At 39.6% G+C, this 14,229-nt stretch carries 15 protein-coding genes; all 15 read left to right on the plus strand.

Features of this window, described 5'->3' with window-relative positions:
* The first annotated feature begins 16 nt into the window (after nucleotides 1–16).
* The 15 genes from mreC (at nucleotide 17) to EUBDOL_RS01670 (ending at nucleotide 14,201) form a co-directional block, all read left to right on the plus strand.
* On the plus strand, nucleotides 17–856 hold the full coding sequence (gene mreC, locus EUBDOL_RS01600; protein ID WP_040462914.1) for a rod shape-determining protein MreC: 840 nt from the start codon (nucleotides 17–19) through the stop codon (nucleotides 854–856).
* Nucleotides 853–1,410, plus strand: a complete 558-nt coding sequence (locus EUBDOL_RS01605) for a hypothetical protein (protein ID WP_004797866.1) — start codon at nucleotides 853–855, stop codon at nucleotides 1,408–1,410. The genes mreC and EUBDOL_RS01605 overlap by 4 nt, the downstream gene beginning before the upstream one ends.
* Nucleotides 1,383–1,991 (plus strand): hypothetical protein, encoded by a 609-nt coding sequence (locus EUBDOL_RS01610; protein WP_004797867.1) that lies wholly within the window; start codon nucleotides 1,383–1,385, stop codon nucleotides 1,989–1,991. The genes EUBDOL_RS01605 and EUBDOL_RS01610 overlap by 28 nt, the downstream gene beginning before the upstream one ends.
* Nucleotides 1,928–2,722 carry a septum site-determining protein MinD gene (gene minD / locus EUBDOL_RS01615; RefSeq protein WP_040462893.1) on the plus strand — a complete coding sequence of 265 codons (795 nt, stop codon included), beginning with the start codon at nucleotides 1,928–1,930 and terminating at the stop codon, nucleotides 2,720–2,722. Before EUBDOL_RS01610 ends, minD begins: the two co-directional genes overlap by 64 nt.
* 52 nt (nucleotides 2,723–2,774) lie before the next feature.
* Nucleotides 2,775–3,863, plus strand: coding sequence for an AI-2E family transporter (locus EUBDOL_RS01620; protein WP_040462894.1), 1,089 nt, complete (start codon nucleotides 2,775–2,777; stop codon nucleotides 3,861–3,863).
* Nucleotides 3,864–4,018: 155 nt separating this feature from the next.
* Nucleotides 4,019–4,444, plus strand: coding sequence for a P-II family nitrogen regulator (locus EUBDOL_RS01625; protein ID WP_004797872.1), 426 nt, complete (start codon nucleotides 4,019–4,021; stop codon nucleotides 4,442–4,444).
* Complete coding sequence (locus EUBDOL_RS01630; protein ID WP_004797874.1) at nucleotides 4,435–5,604, plus strand: cation:proton antiporter; 1,170 nt, start codon at nucleotides 4,435–4,437, stop codon at nucleotides 5,602–5,604. The genes EUBDOL_RS01625 and EUBDOL_RS01630 overlap by 10 nt, the downstream gene beginning before the upstream one ends.
* A gap of 65 nt (nucleotides 5,605–5,669) precedes the next feature.
* Complete coding sequence (locus tag EUBDOL_RS01635; RefSeq protein ID WP_004797875.1) at nucleotides 5,670–6,227, plus strand: peptidoglycan DD-metalloendopeptidase family protein; 558 nt, start codon at nucleotides 5,670–5,672, stop codon at nucleotides 6,225–6,227.
* Nucleotides 6,208–6,972 (plus strand): M50 family metallopeptidase, encoded by a 765-nt coding sequence (locus EUBDOL_RS01640; protein ID WP_004797876.1) that lies wholly within the window; start codon nucleotides 6,208–6,210, stop codon nucleotides 6,970–6,972. Before EUBDOL_RS01635 ends, EUBDOL_RS01640 begins: the two co-directional genes overlap by 20 nt.
* A 55-nt stretch (nucleotides 6,973–7,027) precedes the next feature.
* The gene (locus tag EUBDOL_RS01645; RefSeq protein WP_004797877.1) at nucleotides 7,028–7,978 is read left to right on the plus strand and encodes a metal ABC transporter substrate-binding protein; all 951 of its coding nucleotides are present in this window, start codon (nucleotides 7,028–7,030) and stop codon (nucleotides 7,976–7,978) included.
* Between the two features lie 101 nt (nucleotides 7,979–8,079).
* Nucleotides 8,080–10,665, plus strand: coding sequence for a DNA polymerase I (gene polA / locus EUBDOL_RS01650; protein ID WP_004797880.1), 2,586 nt, complete (start codon nucleotides 8,080–8,082; stop codon nucleotides 10,663–10,665).
* Between the two features lie 8 nt (nucleotides 10,666–10,673).
* Nucleotides 10,674–11,501 (plus strand): DNA-formamidopyrimidine glycosylase, encoded by an 828-nt coding sequence (gene mutM / locus EUBDOL_RS01655; RefSeq protein WP_004797882.1) that lies wholly within the window; start codon nucleotides 10,674–10,676, stop codon nucleotides 11,499–11,501.
* Nucleotides 11,498–12,088, plus strand: coding sequence for a dephospho-CoA kinase (gene coaE, locus EUBDOL_RS01660; protein ID WP_040462919.1), 591 nt, complete (start codon nucleotides 11,498–11,500; stop codon nucleotides 12,086–12,088). Before mutM ends, coaE begins: the two co-directional genes overlap by 4 nt.
* A gap of 4 nt (nucleotides 12,089–12,092) precedes the next feature.
* A complete protein-coding gene (locus tag EUBDOL_RS01665) occupies nucleotides 12,093–13,283 on the plus strand; it encodes a DnaD domain protein (protein ID WP_004797885.1) in 1,191 nt (396 codons plus the stop codon).
* Entirely contained in the window at nucleotides 13,284–14,201 is a 918-nt protein-coding gene (locus EUBDOL_RS01670) for an ATP-binding protein (protein ID WP_004797889.1), read from the plus strand.
* The last annotated feature ends 28 nt before the right edge of the window (nucleotides 14,202–14,229 follow it).

The following is a 14,229-nucleotide window of genomic DNA, read 5'->3' on the forward strand; positions in this document are numbered from 1 at the left end:
GAAATCGGGTGATCAGGTGTCAAAATTTAATCGTTTGCAAAAAATTATCCTAGGTGTCATTATCACCTTTTTAACGTTAGGGATTATCTTGCGTGTCGTTAGCGGTTCTACAACCGGTAATTTTATTTATGATGGTATTAGTATGTTGAAGTATTCTATGATAGATTATCCTTTACAAACCATACGAGGCTTTACAACGGATTTTGCTAATTTGTGGCAGGTACATGAAGAAAATGATCAACTGCGTTATGAATTGAGTAAAAATCCGTCCTATAAAGCGAAATACGAAAACGAGAAAGCGAAAAATGAGGAACTTAGCAAAGCACTTAAAATAAGTGATGAGGACGAACGTTTTTCTCACACATGGGCAAATGTTATTGATCGTGATGTTACTACATGGAATAATACCATTACAATTGATGTAGGAGAAAAAGATGGAATCCAAAAGGATCAGGCTGTTGTCAGCGTTGAGGGCTTGATTGGAAAGGTTGTCGAGGTTTCAAAATATACAAGCAAGGTAAAGCTTTTAACCTCTGAAGACAAATTAAATACTGTTTCGATTAAGGTGTTAGATGAAGATGGAAATGCCAGCATGGGGATTTTAGAGAGCTATGATGTAGGAAAGGGACGCTATGTCATTACTTTGTTTGATGAAGGTGCTGAAATAAAAAAAGGAATGACAGTCATGACCTCCGGTAACGGTGGAGTATATCCAAGCGGTCTGTTGATTGGTGAGGTGGAAAGTGTGCAGGCATTGATCAGTCAAACAGGGCAGACGATTTATGCAAAGCCGATAAAAAACTTCCAATCCTTTGAATATGTTTCCGTTGTTGTACCAAAGGGTGATGCATCATGATGATACATGCACTGTTTGTTGGTTTTTGCTTTTTATGTGATGAAATTCTGATGGTGTTATTTCCAAGTGATTTTCTAATGCAGGGACTTTTGTTTGTATCCAATATGGGTTTTTGTGCCATTATGCTGACGGTACGTAAATTTGATTGGATCAATACCTGCCTGTTTGCTTTTGGGTTTGGCATGATTTATGACTTTCTATTTGCCAAAGACTTTTTAGTGTATGCAATCGTATTTTTGATTGTGGCTGCTTTGTTACGAATTTGGACAAAGCATTTGACCGATACGCTGTTAGAGTGTCTTGTTCTCTGTATTGTTACAATTTTCGTCAAAGACTATTTGGTATATTTATATCAGATCGTACAGCGAGCAACGACCTTAACCTTTTTTGAGTGGGCAGCAAGTTATGAATTGCTGACACTACTTGCCAATGCGATTTTGGCGATGATCGTTATCTTTTTAATACGGATTAAAGATGATTATTTGGAGGTTAAGGCATTACGGGTACGCAAGGGGGAACGCGTAGAATGGTTCAGATTAAAATCAAAGCAGTAAAGGGAAGCTATCATGTTTTTGCTGTTTATGACGATGCCGATTTATTTTTTGATGAATTAGCACAAAGACTCAAACAATGTTGTATAAGAACAGCTCGGTTTGAGGCTTTTTTTCATATAGAGAACCTAACACAGAAGGATCTTGTTCGTTTATTTAAGCTTTGTGAACAAATAAATCTTAAAATTTTAGGTTTTGATGAGATGCCTCAGCCATCAATAGGTATTCATGAGGGAAATCTGCGTTATGCACGCGAATACGAGTTTACAGAGCCGCTTATCCTATTCGGTAATATTGAAAAATCGGTATCTGTTTGCGCAAAAGCAAATTTATATGTATTGGGACATGTACAAGGAGTATTGGATTTTTTATATGCCGATTGTGTATTATATGCTTCTTCTTTATGTGCAAATGTCCGAATCCACGATACAAGATTTCAAAATTTGACAATTTTTTCACCGTGTAAAGTATATTATGAAAAGCGAGAACTGAAGATTGAAATGGTGAAGGGGGAGAAATCATGGGAGAAGCAATTGCAATTACCTCTGGTAAAGGCGGCGTTGGAAAAAGCAGTGTCGCATTAAATATCGGAATGGTACTCGCGCAGCTTGGCAAGCGTGTTTGCTTGATTGATGTTGATTTAGGACTGCGTAATTTAGATGTTATGATGGGGTTGGAAAATCGTATCATTTATGATTTGGGTGATGTGATGGCAGGTAGATGTATTTTGTCGCAAGCAATGCTGCAAGATAAGACGGAGAAGGATCTATATTTACTTCCGGCATGCAAAAATTTACATATTGATCGTTTTCAGATAGAGGATCTAAAGGCTGTTACCAATCAACTTATACAGAGCTTTGATTATGTATTATTAGATGCACCGGCAGGAATCGAAAAGGGATTTCAGGCTTGTTTGGCATGTGCCGCTCGTGCAATTATAGTAACGACCTTAGATGTAACCTCCTTGCAAGATGCTGATCGTATTATCGGCTGTATGATGCAAAAGCAGCTTGTTTCAATTAGCTTTGTTGTTAATCGTTACAGCATGCGTAGTGTGGAAAAAGGAATCAGTGTATCTTTGGAGGACGCCAAGCGGTGGTTAGGAATTGATTTTTTGGGCTATGTGTTTGAAGATGAATTGATGCAAAAGGCGAATAATCGAGGACTTCCTGTTACTTTGCATCGGGAACAGCGTTTATATGCCTGTTTTATGAGCATTGCCAAACGAATGATGGGCGAGACTGTTCCATTACCAAGATGTACGAAGCATACGTTGCTATCTAAGCTCTTTGGTGAGCAGACTGGTTTTTTTTGATAATACGTGCTAAAATAACACATGTTAAACACGTATGAAGAAGGTGATGGGCATGCTAAAACAGTTTTTTAAGAAATTAGATGAGAAGTGTACCATTCAAAAGCTTGTGAAGGTCATTGCAGTTTTGCTTATTTTATATTTGTTGTTAGCGACACAGGCATATTGGGGAAGTTGGGTAGCGATAGTCTTATCAATTATAAAGCCATTCCTCATTGGCTTGGTGATTGCTTATGTCATGTATCCGATGGTTCGTTTTTTACAGCAAAAGGGTTTGTCAAAAAATGTGTCTATTGTTTTGTTATGGGGAGTTGCAATTGCTTTTTTGGCAATTCTCTTGATTGTGCTTATGCCCTTGCTTTATGATAAAATCAGTGGCTTTATTGTGTCCATGACAGAGGGTGTGCTTTGGATCAGTGATAAGATCAAAGAAATCGGGCAGTTTGAAAATTTCTCATTGATTGACAACTTGACGAAAAATATTATCAATATGATTTCAGCTTATGAGGGTTGGCTGCCTCAGTTTGTAGCAACCTTGCCAAACATTATGAGCGTACTTGTAGACAGTGTAACAACGATTGGATTTTCTATTATTATTGCAATTTATATGTTGGCAGATTTCAAAACGATCCGTCATAATATAAAGAGTACATTTGTAGCTCTGTTTCCTTCCAGTGAGAAATATTTGTATGAAATTGATGAAAATGTAACGGTATATTTGAAGTCCATGATTGTAATTATGCTTATTAAGCTATTTGAATATTGGGCATTTTACTATTTGATCGGACATCCGGATTGGGTAATTATTGGTATTTTATCAAGTCTTGGTTCATTGATTCCTTATTTGGGTGGAACGATTGCCAATAGTATTGGTATTATTACGGCATTAACGCTTTCACCACTGCGGATCCTGTTGTTGCTGCTAGGTATTTTTGTATTATCGCACATGGACGCTTATGTTATTTCTCCGCTTGTTCATGAAAAACGTTCTGCGGTTGGACCATTGGTAACTTTATTTGTAATTTTTGCTGGCGGAGTGATCATGGGCTGGGTTGGCATTATGCTGGCGATGCCGGTTGCCATCATCATTAAAACGATCATTGAGGTTAAAAAAGAAGAAAATAACAACGAAGGTAGCGCATAAAGCTATCTTTTTTTAATGAATAGTTATGTAATGCAATCGCTTGTTGTTCAAGTAACTGACGAAATTAAAAAAATAAACTACATATTAAAACGCTGTGGTGTTTTCTTCAAAACTATAAATACTCAAAAATATATATAGGAGAATACGCTTCTTTTATGCTGGCTTTTTCAATTTCTTTCTTTTTTTTTGATGTAAGGGTGTATAATGAAAAAAAAGAAAGAAGTGATGATATGCAGTTGTTGATTTTAATTTTAAAAGATATTGATAAAGTAGAGGAGCTTTTAAAGCAGCTTGCAGAGCAGGGGATTAAGGGTGCTACGACATTAGATGGTCATGGAATGGGAGAAGCATTAGCGGATATGGACGATATGCCGATGTTCGGTGCTTTGCGAACACTCATGGCTACCAATCATAAGCAGCCTAGCAAGGTGCTGTTAATGGTAGTAAAAGAGGAGCAGCTTGCTTTAATCAGTAAGATTATCAAGCAGGTTATCGGAGATTTATCAAAGCCGAATACCGGCATTATGTTAAGTTTACCGGTGCAGCATTGTGAAGGATTGGTTGATGACACATGCAAGTAAATATATTTGTTATCTTAGCACTATGTATTTTGTTATCCTTACTTGCCGGACGCATCGTTAAGCTGGCAAAGCTACCCAATGTAACCGGCTATTTGCTAATGGGGTTGCTTGTAGGACCGTATTGTCTTGGAATCATACCAGCGGATATGGTGGAGCAATTATCGCTGATTCCAGAGGTCGCTTTAGGCTTCATAGCTTTATCTATCGGTGCGGAATTTAAGTTATCGTATTTAAAAAAAGTCGGAAAGGCTCCAATCGTTATTGCGATATTGGAAGGTGTTGGTGCGGTACTGGTAGTGGATCTTGTCTTGATTTTGAGCGGGCATGATGTTGCGTTTTCATTGTGTCTGGGAGCAATAGCGGCTGCTACTGCCCCTGCGGCAACCTTGATGGTCGTTAAGCAATATAAGGCAGAGGGTCCTTTAACAAGAACGCTGCTTCCGGTTGTGGCGATTGATGATGCGGTTGCTTTGATTGGCTTCGGTATCAGTGTGGCAATTGCCAAAGCTATCCAGGATCCAAGCGGCAGTTCGCTTATCTTAGCGTTGGGAAAGCCATTGCTTGAAATTGGCGGTGCATTTCTTTTAGGAGGAATCCTTGGAATCCTTTTTGCGCTTTTAACAAAGCATTTTAAATCTCGTAACAATCGTTTAAGCGTTGCTGTAGCAATGGTATTTGTTACACTTGGCTTATGTGATATGTTGGGCTTGTCCAATTTGTTATGCTGTATGATGATGTCAGCGGTTTATGTGAATATCAGTGATGTGTATGAACAGGTGTTTGAGCTAACCGATCGCATTAGTGCTCCGATCTTTATGTTATTTTTCTTTTTAAGCGGTGCAGATTTAAATGTCGGTATCATTGCTGGGGTTGGTATGATTGGTGTACTTTATGTTATTTTTCGTGTTGTCGGTAAGGTGCTTGGAGCGTATCTTGGCGGTGTGATCTGTCATGTTGAGCCAACGGTTAAAAAATATCTCGGCTATACCTTGATACCTCAAGCCGGAGTAGCGATTGGCTTGGCTTCTACTGCCATGAGCGTAGTACCGGAGTATGGTGCTATGATTCAAACAATTATTTTGTGTGGTACGGTTATTTATGAGTTGATCGGACCGATAGCGACCAAGCTGGCTCTTAGTAAAGCAAAGGAAATCCAATAGCGGATTTCTTTTTTTGTTCTATGCTTGTGAGGCTGTCATATACTGTAGCATAAAGGAGGGAAGCTATGAACGATATCGATGCGTTGCATAGACGCATTCGTCAGCGACGAACCAAAGAAAAGCCAAGAGAACATAGGCTCGCACGCTTGCTATATCATATCGTTATGCTTGTGATGGGTATGTGTGTACTTACCTTGGCATTGCTATTGAATCAAAAATTAGAGCTTGTTTCATTACCGGCTGCCGTAGGTGATTTTCGTTTACAAGACTTAGGGAGCTGGCTGCCCTTTGAAAACTGGTTTTCGTTACAAGAAGAGGCTGTCAGTGCAACTCCGTCTTATGCATTGTTAAAGGATAATCAATATTCCAATGGCTCGAATATGGTTTATAATTTACAGCATGGTGTAGTGCTGCATGTAGAAAAGAGTAAGGCCAAAAGCAGTATTACGATTCGGCAGGATAACGGCGTGGTAGTTACTTATGGCAATATGGTAGAGGTTCATTTGAAAAAAGATGAGCGGGTCTTAAAGGATAAGGTGTTAGGTACGTATGAGGGTTATCTTACCATACAGCCGGTGAAGGATCATAAAAATGTAAGCTTACATGAAGCACTTGAAGTATAAGCTATGTATTTCTAAGCTTTGGCTAGTGGCACTTCCGCTTTTTATCTACCTTCATCTTACCAAATATATGTGTTTTATTTTTCTGATTTTATCCTTTCACGAATGTGCACATATTCTTGTCGCATGGCTTATGGGATATGAGTTTGAAAAAATCGTAATCTATCCCTTTGGTTTATCCGCAAGCATTCGAAATATCGGTCATGGAAAATTGATTAAGGAAATTGTTATCATTATTGCCGGTCCGCTCAGTCAACTTGTTTTTGTGGTATTGTTTCCGCATTGGGCAAGCATCGGTCTTATTTCCGATGGGTTTGCGAAGTATTTAAAAATGATCAATGCCAATATTATGGTCTTTAATTTACTGCCTATTTATCCACTTGACGGCGGTAGGCTTTTACAAAGCTTTTTTCATAGCTTTTTAACGTATCAAAAAGCACAGAAGTGGACGCTTGCGACCTCTATGGCGATATTGCTTGGGATTGTCGTATCATCTTTGTTGAAAGGGTGGAGTGCGCTTGTTATTGAGCTTTTTTTAGCTGTTCAGTTAATCATGACATGGCTTCAGTTACCTTATGATCGCTTGGCATTTTATTGTTATCGCTATGTGCATGCGAGCAATGAATTGCCACTGCTTCATCACCAAAGTGATTTATATCGCGGACGTTACAATATCATTGAAAAAAACGGGCATTGGATAGATGAGAAGGCATGGCTGCGGCGTATGTTTGGAAGCTTTAAACCCTAGTCGGATACATATCTTTGTGGTATAATCTAAAACAAAGATAGGAGGCTGGTGCTTGATGAAATGGAAAGCCGTGCTTTCATGTCTGCTGGCACTTTTGGTGGTAAGCGGGTGTGAGGATAAGAAGCCTAGTGTTGCGACAACTGTTTATCCGGTACAATATTTGGCACAGCGTATCGGCGGTGCTTATGTAGAGGTAAATATGATATCCGAAGATGGTCTAATTCAAAGAGCCTCTATAAAAAACAATTATAAAAAGCTTTTGAAAAACAGTGATATATTGTTTTATATTGGTGAATTAGAGCCGTATATGGAGCTATATACAGAGGAAATTCACGATAGCGGTGTTGCCTTGTTTAATTTGGCAACCAAGAGTGCAATTTATCCTTTCAAGCGTTATACACCGATTAAGGTAAATGGAGAAACGACCGTTGTAGAAAGTGAGTACTACGAGGGGACTGTCTTTTCGGGTATAGATAAATATCAGGAGGATCCGATTTTATGGATGGATCCGGTTGCCATGACGAGTATGGCAAGTGATATCCGTGATTGCTTGGTAGAGCTGTATCCGGAATATAAAGCTATTTTTGATGAAAACTATGATGTGTTGGAATTGGATTTGGCACGTTTAGATGCGGATTTTCAAGAGGTTGCGACAAAAAAAGAAAATCTGCGTTTTGTAGCTATGACACCAAGCTTTGGAAATTGGCAGAAATCTTATAATATTCAGGTATATCCGATTTCCTTATCCAAATATGGAGTGTTGCCGAATAAGGAACAGTTGGCTGCCATTAAAAAACGTATCTCGCAAGATCAGGTGCGCTATATTGCCATTGAGGAGAATTTAGCGCAGGATATGTTGGAACTGCAAAATCAGCTGATTGATGAGTTGGGGCTGGTTCCGGTTACACTGCATAATTTGTCAAGTATTTCCGATGCGGATAAGGAAGCCGGGAAGGATTATTTATCGCTTATGTATGAGAATTTAAAAACATTGGAAGGAATGTAAACAAAAGGTCGTAAGGCCTTTTCTTTTTAGAAAAGCAAAAAGACTGGGTTCAGCTTGGAATATGTGGTAAAATAAAAACAGACTTTGGAGGAAAATACGATATGGAAAAACTGCTTTTAATTGATGGAAATTCGATGCTTTTTCGTGCCTACTACGCAACGCTTTACGGACGTATGATGACAACGAGCAATGGGATTCCAACCAATGCAGTCTATGGTTTTATCACCATGGTAAATAAGGCTTTGGATATGATTGACCCCGATTATGTGTTTGTTGCTTGGGACGCCGGTAAGCCGACTTTTCGACATACAACCTATAAAGAATACAAGGGAACACGAAAGGAATTGGATAAGGAGCTGATCGTGCAATTTCCGATTGTACGTGAATATTTAGATGCGGCAGGTATCAAGCGCTATGAATGTGAAGGGATTGAGGCAGATGATATCATCGGTTCGATTGCGAAGCAGCACCCAGAATTAGCTATTCATATTTTATCGAGTGATAGGGATTTATTGCAGCTGATCGATCCAACGACTGATGTATATTTGATGAAAAAAGGAATCAGTGAAATCGAAGTCATGGACGAGGCACAGCTGATGGAGACTTATACGCTTTGTCCGCAGCAGATTATTGATTTAAAGGCTTTGATGGGTGATAGTGCCGATAATATTCCCGGTGTTAAGGGAATCGGTGAAAAGACAGCGATTAAGCTATTAAAGGAATATCAAAGTGTTGATAATGTATATGAGCATATTGCGGAAATAAAAGGAAAACTGAAGGAAAAATTGGAAAACGGTAAGGAAAGTGCCTTTCTTTCTAAGTTTCTAGCAACTATTAAAACCGATGCGAAGATTCCGGTGGATATGAAAACCTGCAAGCGAGTAGAACCGAGTACAACTTTGCATGACTTTTTTGTGAAATATGAAATGAACAGTTTTGCAAAAGCAAGTGCGAAAAAGGAAGAGGTAAAACGGGAAGGAAAACGTAATGTCGTTCCATGCGTTTCCAAAGAGCTTTTGGTCGATGGAAGTGTATTGTATGCTAATCTTGATGCTGAAAATTATTATGATGCAACCTTGTATGGATTTGCGATTGCTCATGGAAACAATTGTGAATATATTTCATTGGAAGATGCAAAAAACGATACTGCTTTATTGGAGTATATTCATACCGACAACGGGAAAATCGTATATGATGCGAAAAATGTTTATCATGCATGGCATCGCAACCATATTGCCTTTGTACCTGTACATCGCGATGTAATGTTGGAGGCATTTTTACTAGATGGAATGATATCTGATTATGATAAGCTGGCGGAAAAGTATGCCTTTGACTGCACACTTAGCAAGGAAGATGTTTTCGGAAAGAAGGGAAAACCGAAATTGGTGGTTGAGGAAGATGCGGCTGCCTATGCGATGCAATGTGCTGAAAACCTTGCCAACATTGAACAGCAGCTCTTTGATGAGCTGGAGCAAAAGGATATGAAGGAATTGTATGATACCATCGAAATGCCGGTGGTTGAGGTGTTGTACGCTATGGAAAAGGAAGGGGTGCACACCAGTGTCGAAACCTTACAGGAAATTGCGGAAGCAACGGGGAAAAAGATTGAAGCACTTAACGCGCAGATTTATGAATATGCCGGTATGGAATTTAATATCAATTCACCTAAACAGTTAGCTGTTGTACTTTATGATGAGCTAGGCCTTCCTTGTGGAAAGAAGCGCAGTACAGGTGCCGATGTTTTAGAAAAGCTGAAGCCGGTGCACCCAATCATTTCGCTTTTGTTGGAACAGCGAAAATATCAAAAGATTTACAGCACATACGCCGTCGGCTTGAGCAAGCATATTTTAAAGGACGGAAAGATTCATACTATTTTCAATCAGATTCAGACGCAAACCGGACGCTTGTCCTCCAGTGAACCGAATTTACAAAATATTTCGGTACGTGATGAGGAAGGAAAGGTTATCCGTAAGGCTTTTGTTGCTAGTCCTCAGCATACGCTGATGTCTGCCGATTATTCTCAGATCGAGCTTAGAATGCTGGCACACATGGCCAATGAAAAGACGATGATTCAAGCCTTTAATCAAGGCATTGATATTCATAACCAAACAGCTATGCAAATCTTTGATGTCGATCATGATCATGTCGATAGCAATATGCGGCGCAGTGCCAAGACCGTGAATTTCGGTATTGTATATGGACAAAGTGATTTCGGTTTAAGTGAACAGTTGGGAATAACAATGAAGGAAGCAAAGCGCTTTATTGATAAATATTTTGCCTCCTATCCTAATATTAAAACCTTTATGGACGATACCATTGCGTTCTGTGAGGAAAACGGTTATGTTAAGACGATGTTTGGACGACGTCGTTATATCAAAGAAATCAACGATAAAAATTATATGATGCGTGAATTTGGAAAGCGTGCGGCGATGAACGCACCGATTCAGGGAAGTGCTGCGGATTTGATTAAATTAGCGATGGTGCATATTTATCAGACGATGAAAGAAAAAAAGGTAAAATCAAGAATGATTTTACAAATCCACGATGAGCTTATTTTTGACGTTTGCGATGATGAACTGGATACGATGAAAGATATTGTTGAGCAGGGTATGCAGCAGGCGATGCAACTGCGGGTACCTTTGATTGCAGAAGCTAGCTTTGGCAAAACATGGTATGATGCAAAGTAGGTGAAACGATGCCGGAATTACCAGAAGTAGAAACCGTAGTGCGCACTTTGGAGCATCAATTACAACAGATTGAAATCATGGATTGTCGCGTACTGTGGGATAATATTATTGCTATGGATACACAAGCCTTTATCGAAACGATAAGGCATAAAAAGATTCAAGGCTATCATCGTCATGGAAAATATTTGATGTTTGATCTAGGAAGTTATGATTTTATCGTTCATTTGCGAATGGAAGGAAAGTTTTATGTGCAAGCTCCACAAGAGCCATACGATAAGCATACACATGTTATCTTTTCGTTATCTGATGGACGTGAATTGCGCTATCATGATACACGAAAGTTTGGCAAAATGGTGCTTTATCCTAAATTGGAGAACTATCAGGAATACCCGTGCTTTGCACATATCGGTCCCGATGCCTTCGATGAAGAACTTTGTGCGGATTCTTTATACCGTATGCTGCATAAGAAAAAGACCTACTTAAAGGCAGTCCTGTTGGATCAAAGCGTGATGGCGGGAATTGGCAATATTTATGCAGATGAAATTTGTTATGCGATGCGCATGCACCCGGAAACAAAGATATCGCATCTGCGTAAGAAAGATTTTGCTGTTTTGATAACAGAAACCAGAAGAATACTCAGCGGAGCGATACGTGCCGGAGGAACAACGATTCGCTCGTACACATCGAGCTTGGGGGTAGATGGACGCTTTCAGCTGAAACTGAAGGTGCATGCAAGGAAAGGAGAGGCATGTCCAAACTGTCAAGGAGAGATTAAAAAGATTACCGTGGCAGGAAGAGGAACGTATTATTGTCCGACATGTCAGAAAAAGCGATGAAAAAAATCGGAATTACCGGTGTCATGGGAGCAGGAAAATCCAGTGTGATCGAGATGTTGAAAAATGCAGGTTATCACGTCTTGGATTGCGATCGTATCAACGACGAATTGTTAATGAAGGGACATGCGGGATATCAAGCCTTGATAGCGGAATTTAAAGATACGATATGCGATGCACAGGGTGATGTCGATCGTATGAAAATGAGTGTCTTGATGTTTCAAGAGGCGGGAAATAAAGAAAAAATCGAGGCTATTTTACACCCCTTGATTCAAGCAAGGCTTCAACAGGAATTGGAACAGCTACAGCAAGAAACGCTTGTTTTTGTCGAGGTTCCTCTTTTGTATGAGGTTGGCTGGGAAAGCTGTTTTGATGAAGTTTGGGTAGTGGCAGCCGATGAGGAGCTGTTGTTAAAGCGATTGCAACAGCATCGCCATGTAGCAAAGGCAGAGGCAAAGGCACGCTTGCGTAAGCAGCTTCCACAAGCTGTCAAGGTAGAAAAAGCCGATCGTGTTTTATGGAATAATGGCGATAAAGAAGAGTTGCAAAGCAATATTTATGCTATACTAAAAGAAGCAGAAGGGTTTTGATGAAATGGATAAAGAGCTAGCCTGTAAAATAGAGGTACAGGGTATTTGGACAAGTGAAGGTTATTCGGCTTTTCAAATGTTGTATGTACCACTGATCGGTAATGAGGCGGCAATTTTGTATCATACATTGTTAAGCATTGCGCTTCGTCCGAAAAAGATCAAAAATCATCGTTTGATTTGCGAAATCAGCGGACTGAGCATGGAAGCGATTGAAAAGCATCGCGTTGTATTGGAACAATACTTGTTACTAAAGACTTTTTATGATGCGGATAAGAACTGTTATTTGTATGAAGTATTTATGCCGAAGTTGGGAAATGATTTTTTACGTCATGAGGTATTTGGACGGCTGTATATGAAAAAAATGGGAGAAAAGGTCTACCAGTTCAATAAGCTGTGCTTTGCGAAAGATTATGAAGATAAAAGCGGTTATCAGGATATTACGATTCCTTTTGTAAATGTACTAAAAGGACAATGGGCGGAAAAGGAAGAAGAAAGCTTTCGCAATATGAAGCCAAAACAGCATGAGCTTTATCAAAACGATATTCCGTTGAGCTTTAATTTTGATCGCTTTTTGGCTGGAATTACCAAAACCATTTTCCCGGAATCACAGCGCAGTGAACAAAACTTACGTTTGATTGGTGAATTGGCAACGATTCATGGCATTGATGAACAGGATATGATCGCAATCGTAAATAAAGCCGTTGATGTAAAAAGCGGGAAGCTGCGCATCGAGCTTTTAAAAAAGCTGGCAAGAGCATCGAAAAGTAAATTCGAGGTATTGGAAAATCAAGATCCATATCGCCTTCCTCCGGTTGTCTTTTTACAAAATAAGCAGCATGGTGTGGAGGTTTCCCGTTCCGATAAATTCCTAATAGAGACTCTGATTCGAGATTATCGCATGCAGCCGGAGGTTGTGAATGTTTTAATTGAATATGTATTGGATACGAAAAATCAGCAATTTCCTAAGGCTTATGTCGAAAAGGTTGCCGGTACGTGGGTACGTCTTGGAATTGATACTGCAGAGAAAGCACGCAAACAAATTCAAGAGGAACAGGCAAATCGAAAGAGCTTTAAGGCAAATAAGGAAAAGAAGCTTCCAAGCTGGTATCATGATCAATCCGACATACCGAATGATACAGAAGATTTTAATGAGGAAGAAATGCTGGAGCTACAAAAGCGATTGCGGGGTGAATAGATGGAACGAGTGCAATTTAACTATACATTATCTTCAGAAGCACAGCAGGAAAAACAGCGATTGGTTCAGCATTTGATGAAAAATGCTGATATTCGCGACTTGATGAAGCGTTATCCGCAAATAGATGAAGCTTTTATTTACGCACATAGCGGACGTTTGCAGGATTATGTGCATACGATGGAAAAATGTAAAAACTGCAAGGGACTTGATTTTTGTACGCAGGCAACTAAGGGACATCGCTTAGGATTGAAATATGATGGATTTTTGATGAATGAGCAGTGTCGCTGTGCTTATCAAGAAAAAAAGGAACAGTTTTTACGGTTGAAGAAACGATACGTAGAGGCAGATTTGGCAGATGCGTATTTTCACATTGATATAAGTGCAATTGATGTTCGTAAAGAAAGTGATGAATATAAGTCGGCATATACAAAGATATTGCGTATGATCAGTGAAGCACAACCGGAAAAGGGAGTGTATCTTTCCGGTAAGCCGGGTGCCGGGAAAACGTATTTGGCAGCGGGAGTCGCAAATTATTATGTGAAGGAAGGCAAGCGTGTGGCTTTTGTCAGTGTTCCAAAACTGATTGCTGATTTAAAAATGCTGTTTCATGACGCATTAGCTTTTGAACAGCGCTTAGGAAGAATCAAGCGAGCCGATGTTTTGGTATTAGATGATATCGGCGGTGAAAATCTTAGCGCTTGGAGCCGTGATGATATTCTTTTGCCACTGCTTGATGCACGTATGGAACAGCATCGTCTGACGCTGTTTACCAGCAACTATTCTATGGTAGAATTAAAGGAGCGTTTAGAGACGACAAGCAGGGGAGTAAGAGAGCCGGTCGCTGCGGAAAGATTATTCGAACGATTGAAAACGCTATCCTCTGAAATATTTATAAAAGGTGATAGTAGAAGAAAATAATTCTAGTAAAAGACGGAAGAAAATGTTA

The organism is Amedibacillus dolichus DSM 3991, assembly GCF_000154285.1.
GTDB classification, from domain to species: domain Bacteria; phylum Bacillota_I; class Bacilli_A; order Erysipelotrichales; family Erysipelotrichaceae; genus Amedibacillus; species Amedibacillus dolichus.

Coding starts and splice junctions, on each gene's coding strand:
- EUBDOL_RS01605 (WP_004797866.1), top strand. CDS start 853: ATGATGATACATGCACTGTTTGTTGGTTTTTGCTTTTTATGTGATGAA.
- EUBDOL_RS01610 (WP_004797867.1), top strand. CDS start 1,383: ATGGTTCAGATTAAAATCAAAGCAGTAAAGGGAAGCTATCATGTTTTT.
- minD (WP_040462893.1), top strand. CDS start 1,928: ATGGGAGAAGCAATTGCAATTACCTCTGGTAAAGGCGGCGTTGGAAAA.
- EUBDOL_RS01620 (WP_040462894.1), top strand. CDS start 2,775: ATGCTAAAACAGTTTTTTAAGAAATTAGATGAGAAGTGTACCATTCAA.
- EUBDOL_RS01625 (WP_004797872.1), top strand. CDS start 4,019: ATGCTGGCTTTTTCAATTTCTTTCTTTTTTTTTGATGTAAGGGTGTAT.
- EUBDOL_RS01630 (WP_004797874.1), top strand. CDS start 4,435: ATGCAAGTAAATATATTTGTTATCTTAGCACTATGTATTTTGTTATCC.
- EUBDOL_RS01635 (WP_004797875.1), top strand. CDS start 5,670: ATGAACGATATCGATGCGTTGCATAGACGCATTCGTCAGCGACGAACC.
- EUBDOL_RS01640 (WP_004797876.1), top strand. CDS start 6,208: ATGAAGCACTTGAAGTATAAGCTATGTATTTCTAAGCTTTGGCTAGTG.
- EUBDOL_RS01645 (WP_004797877.1), top strand. CDS start 7,028: ATGAAATGGAAAGCCGTGCTTTCATGTCTGCTGGCACTTTTGGTGGTA.
- polA (WP_004797880.1), top strand. CDS start 8,080: ATGGAAAAACTGCTTTTAATTGATGGAAATTCGATGCTTTTTCGTGCC.
- mutM (WP_004797882.1), top strand. CDS start 10,674: ATGCCGGAATTACCAGAAGTAGAAACCGTAGTGCGCACTTTGGAGCAT.
- coaE (WP_040462919.1), top strand. CDS start 11,498: ATGAAAAAAATCGGAATTACCGGTGTCATGGGAGCAGGAAAATCCAGT.
- EUBDOL_RS01665 (WP_004797885.1), top strand. CDS start 12,093: ATGGATAAAGAGCTAGCCTGTAAAATAGAGGTACAGGGTATTTGGACA.
- EUBDOL_RS01670 (WP_004797889.1), top strand. CDS start 13,284: ATGGAACGAGTGCAATTTAACTATACATTATCTTCAGAAGCACAGCAG.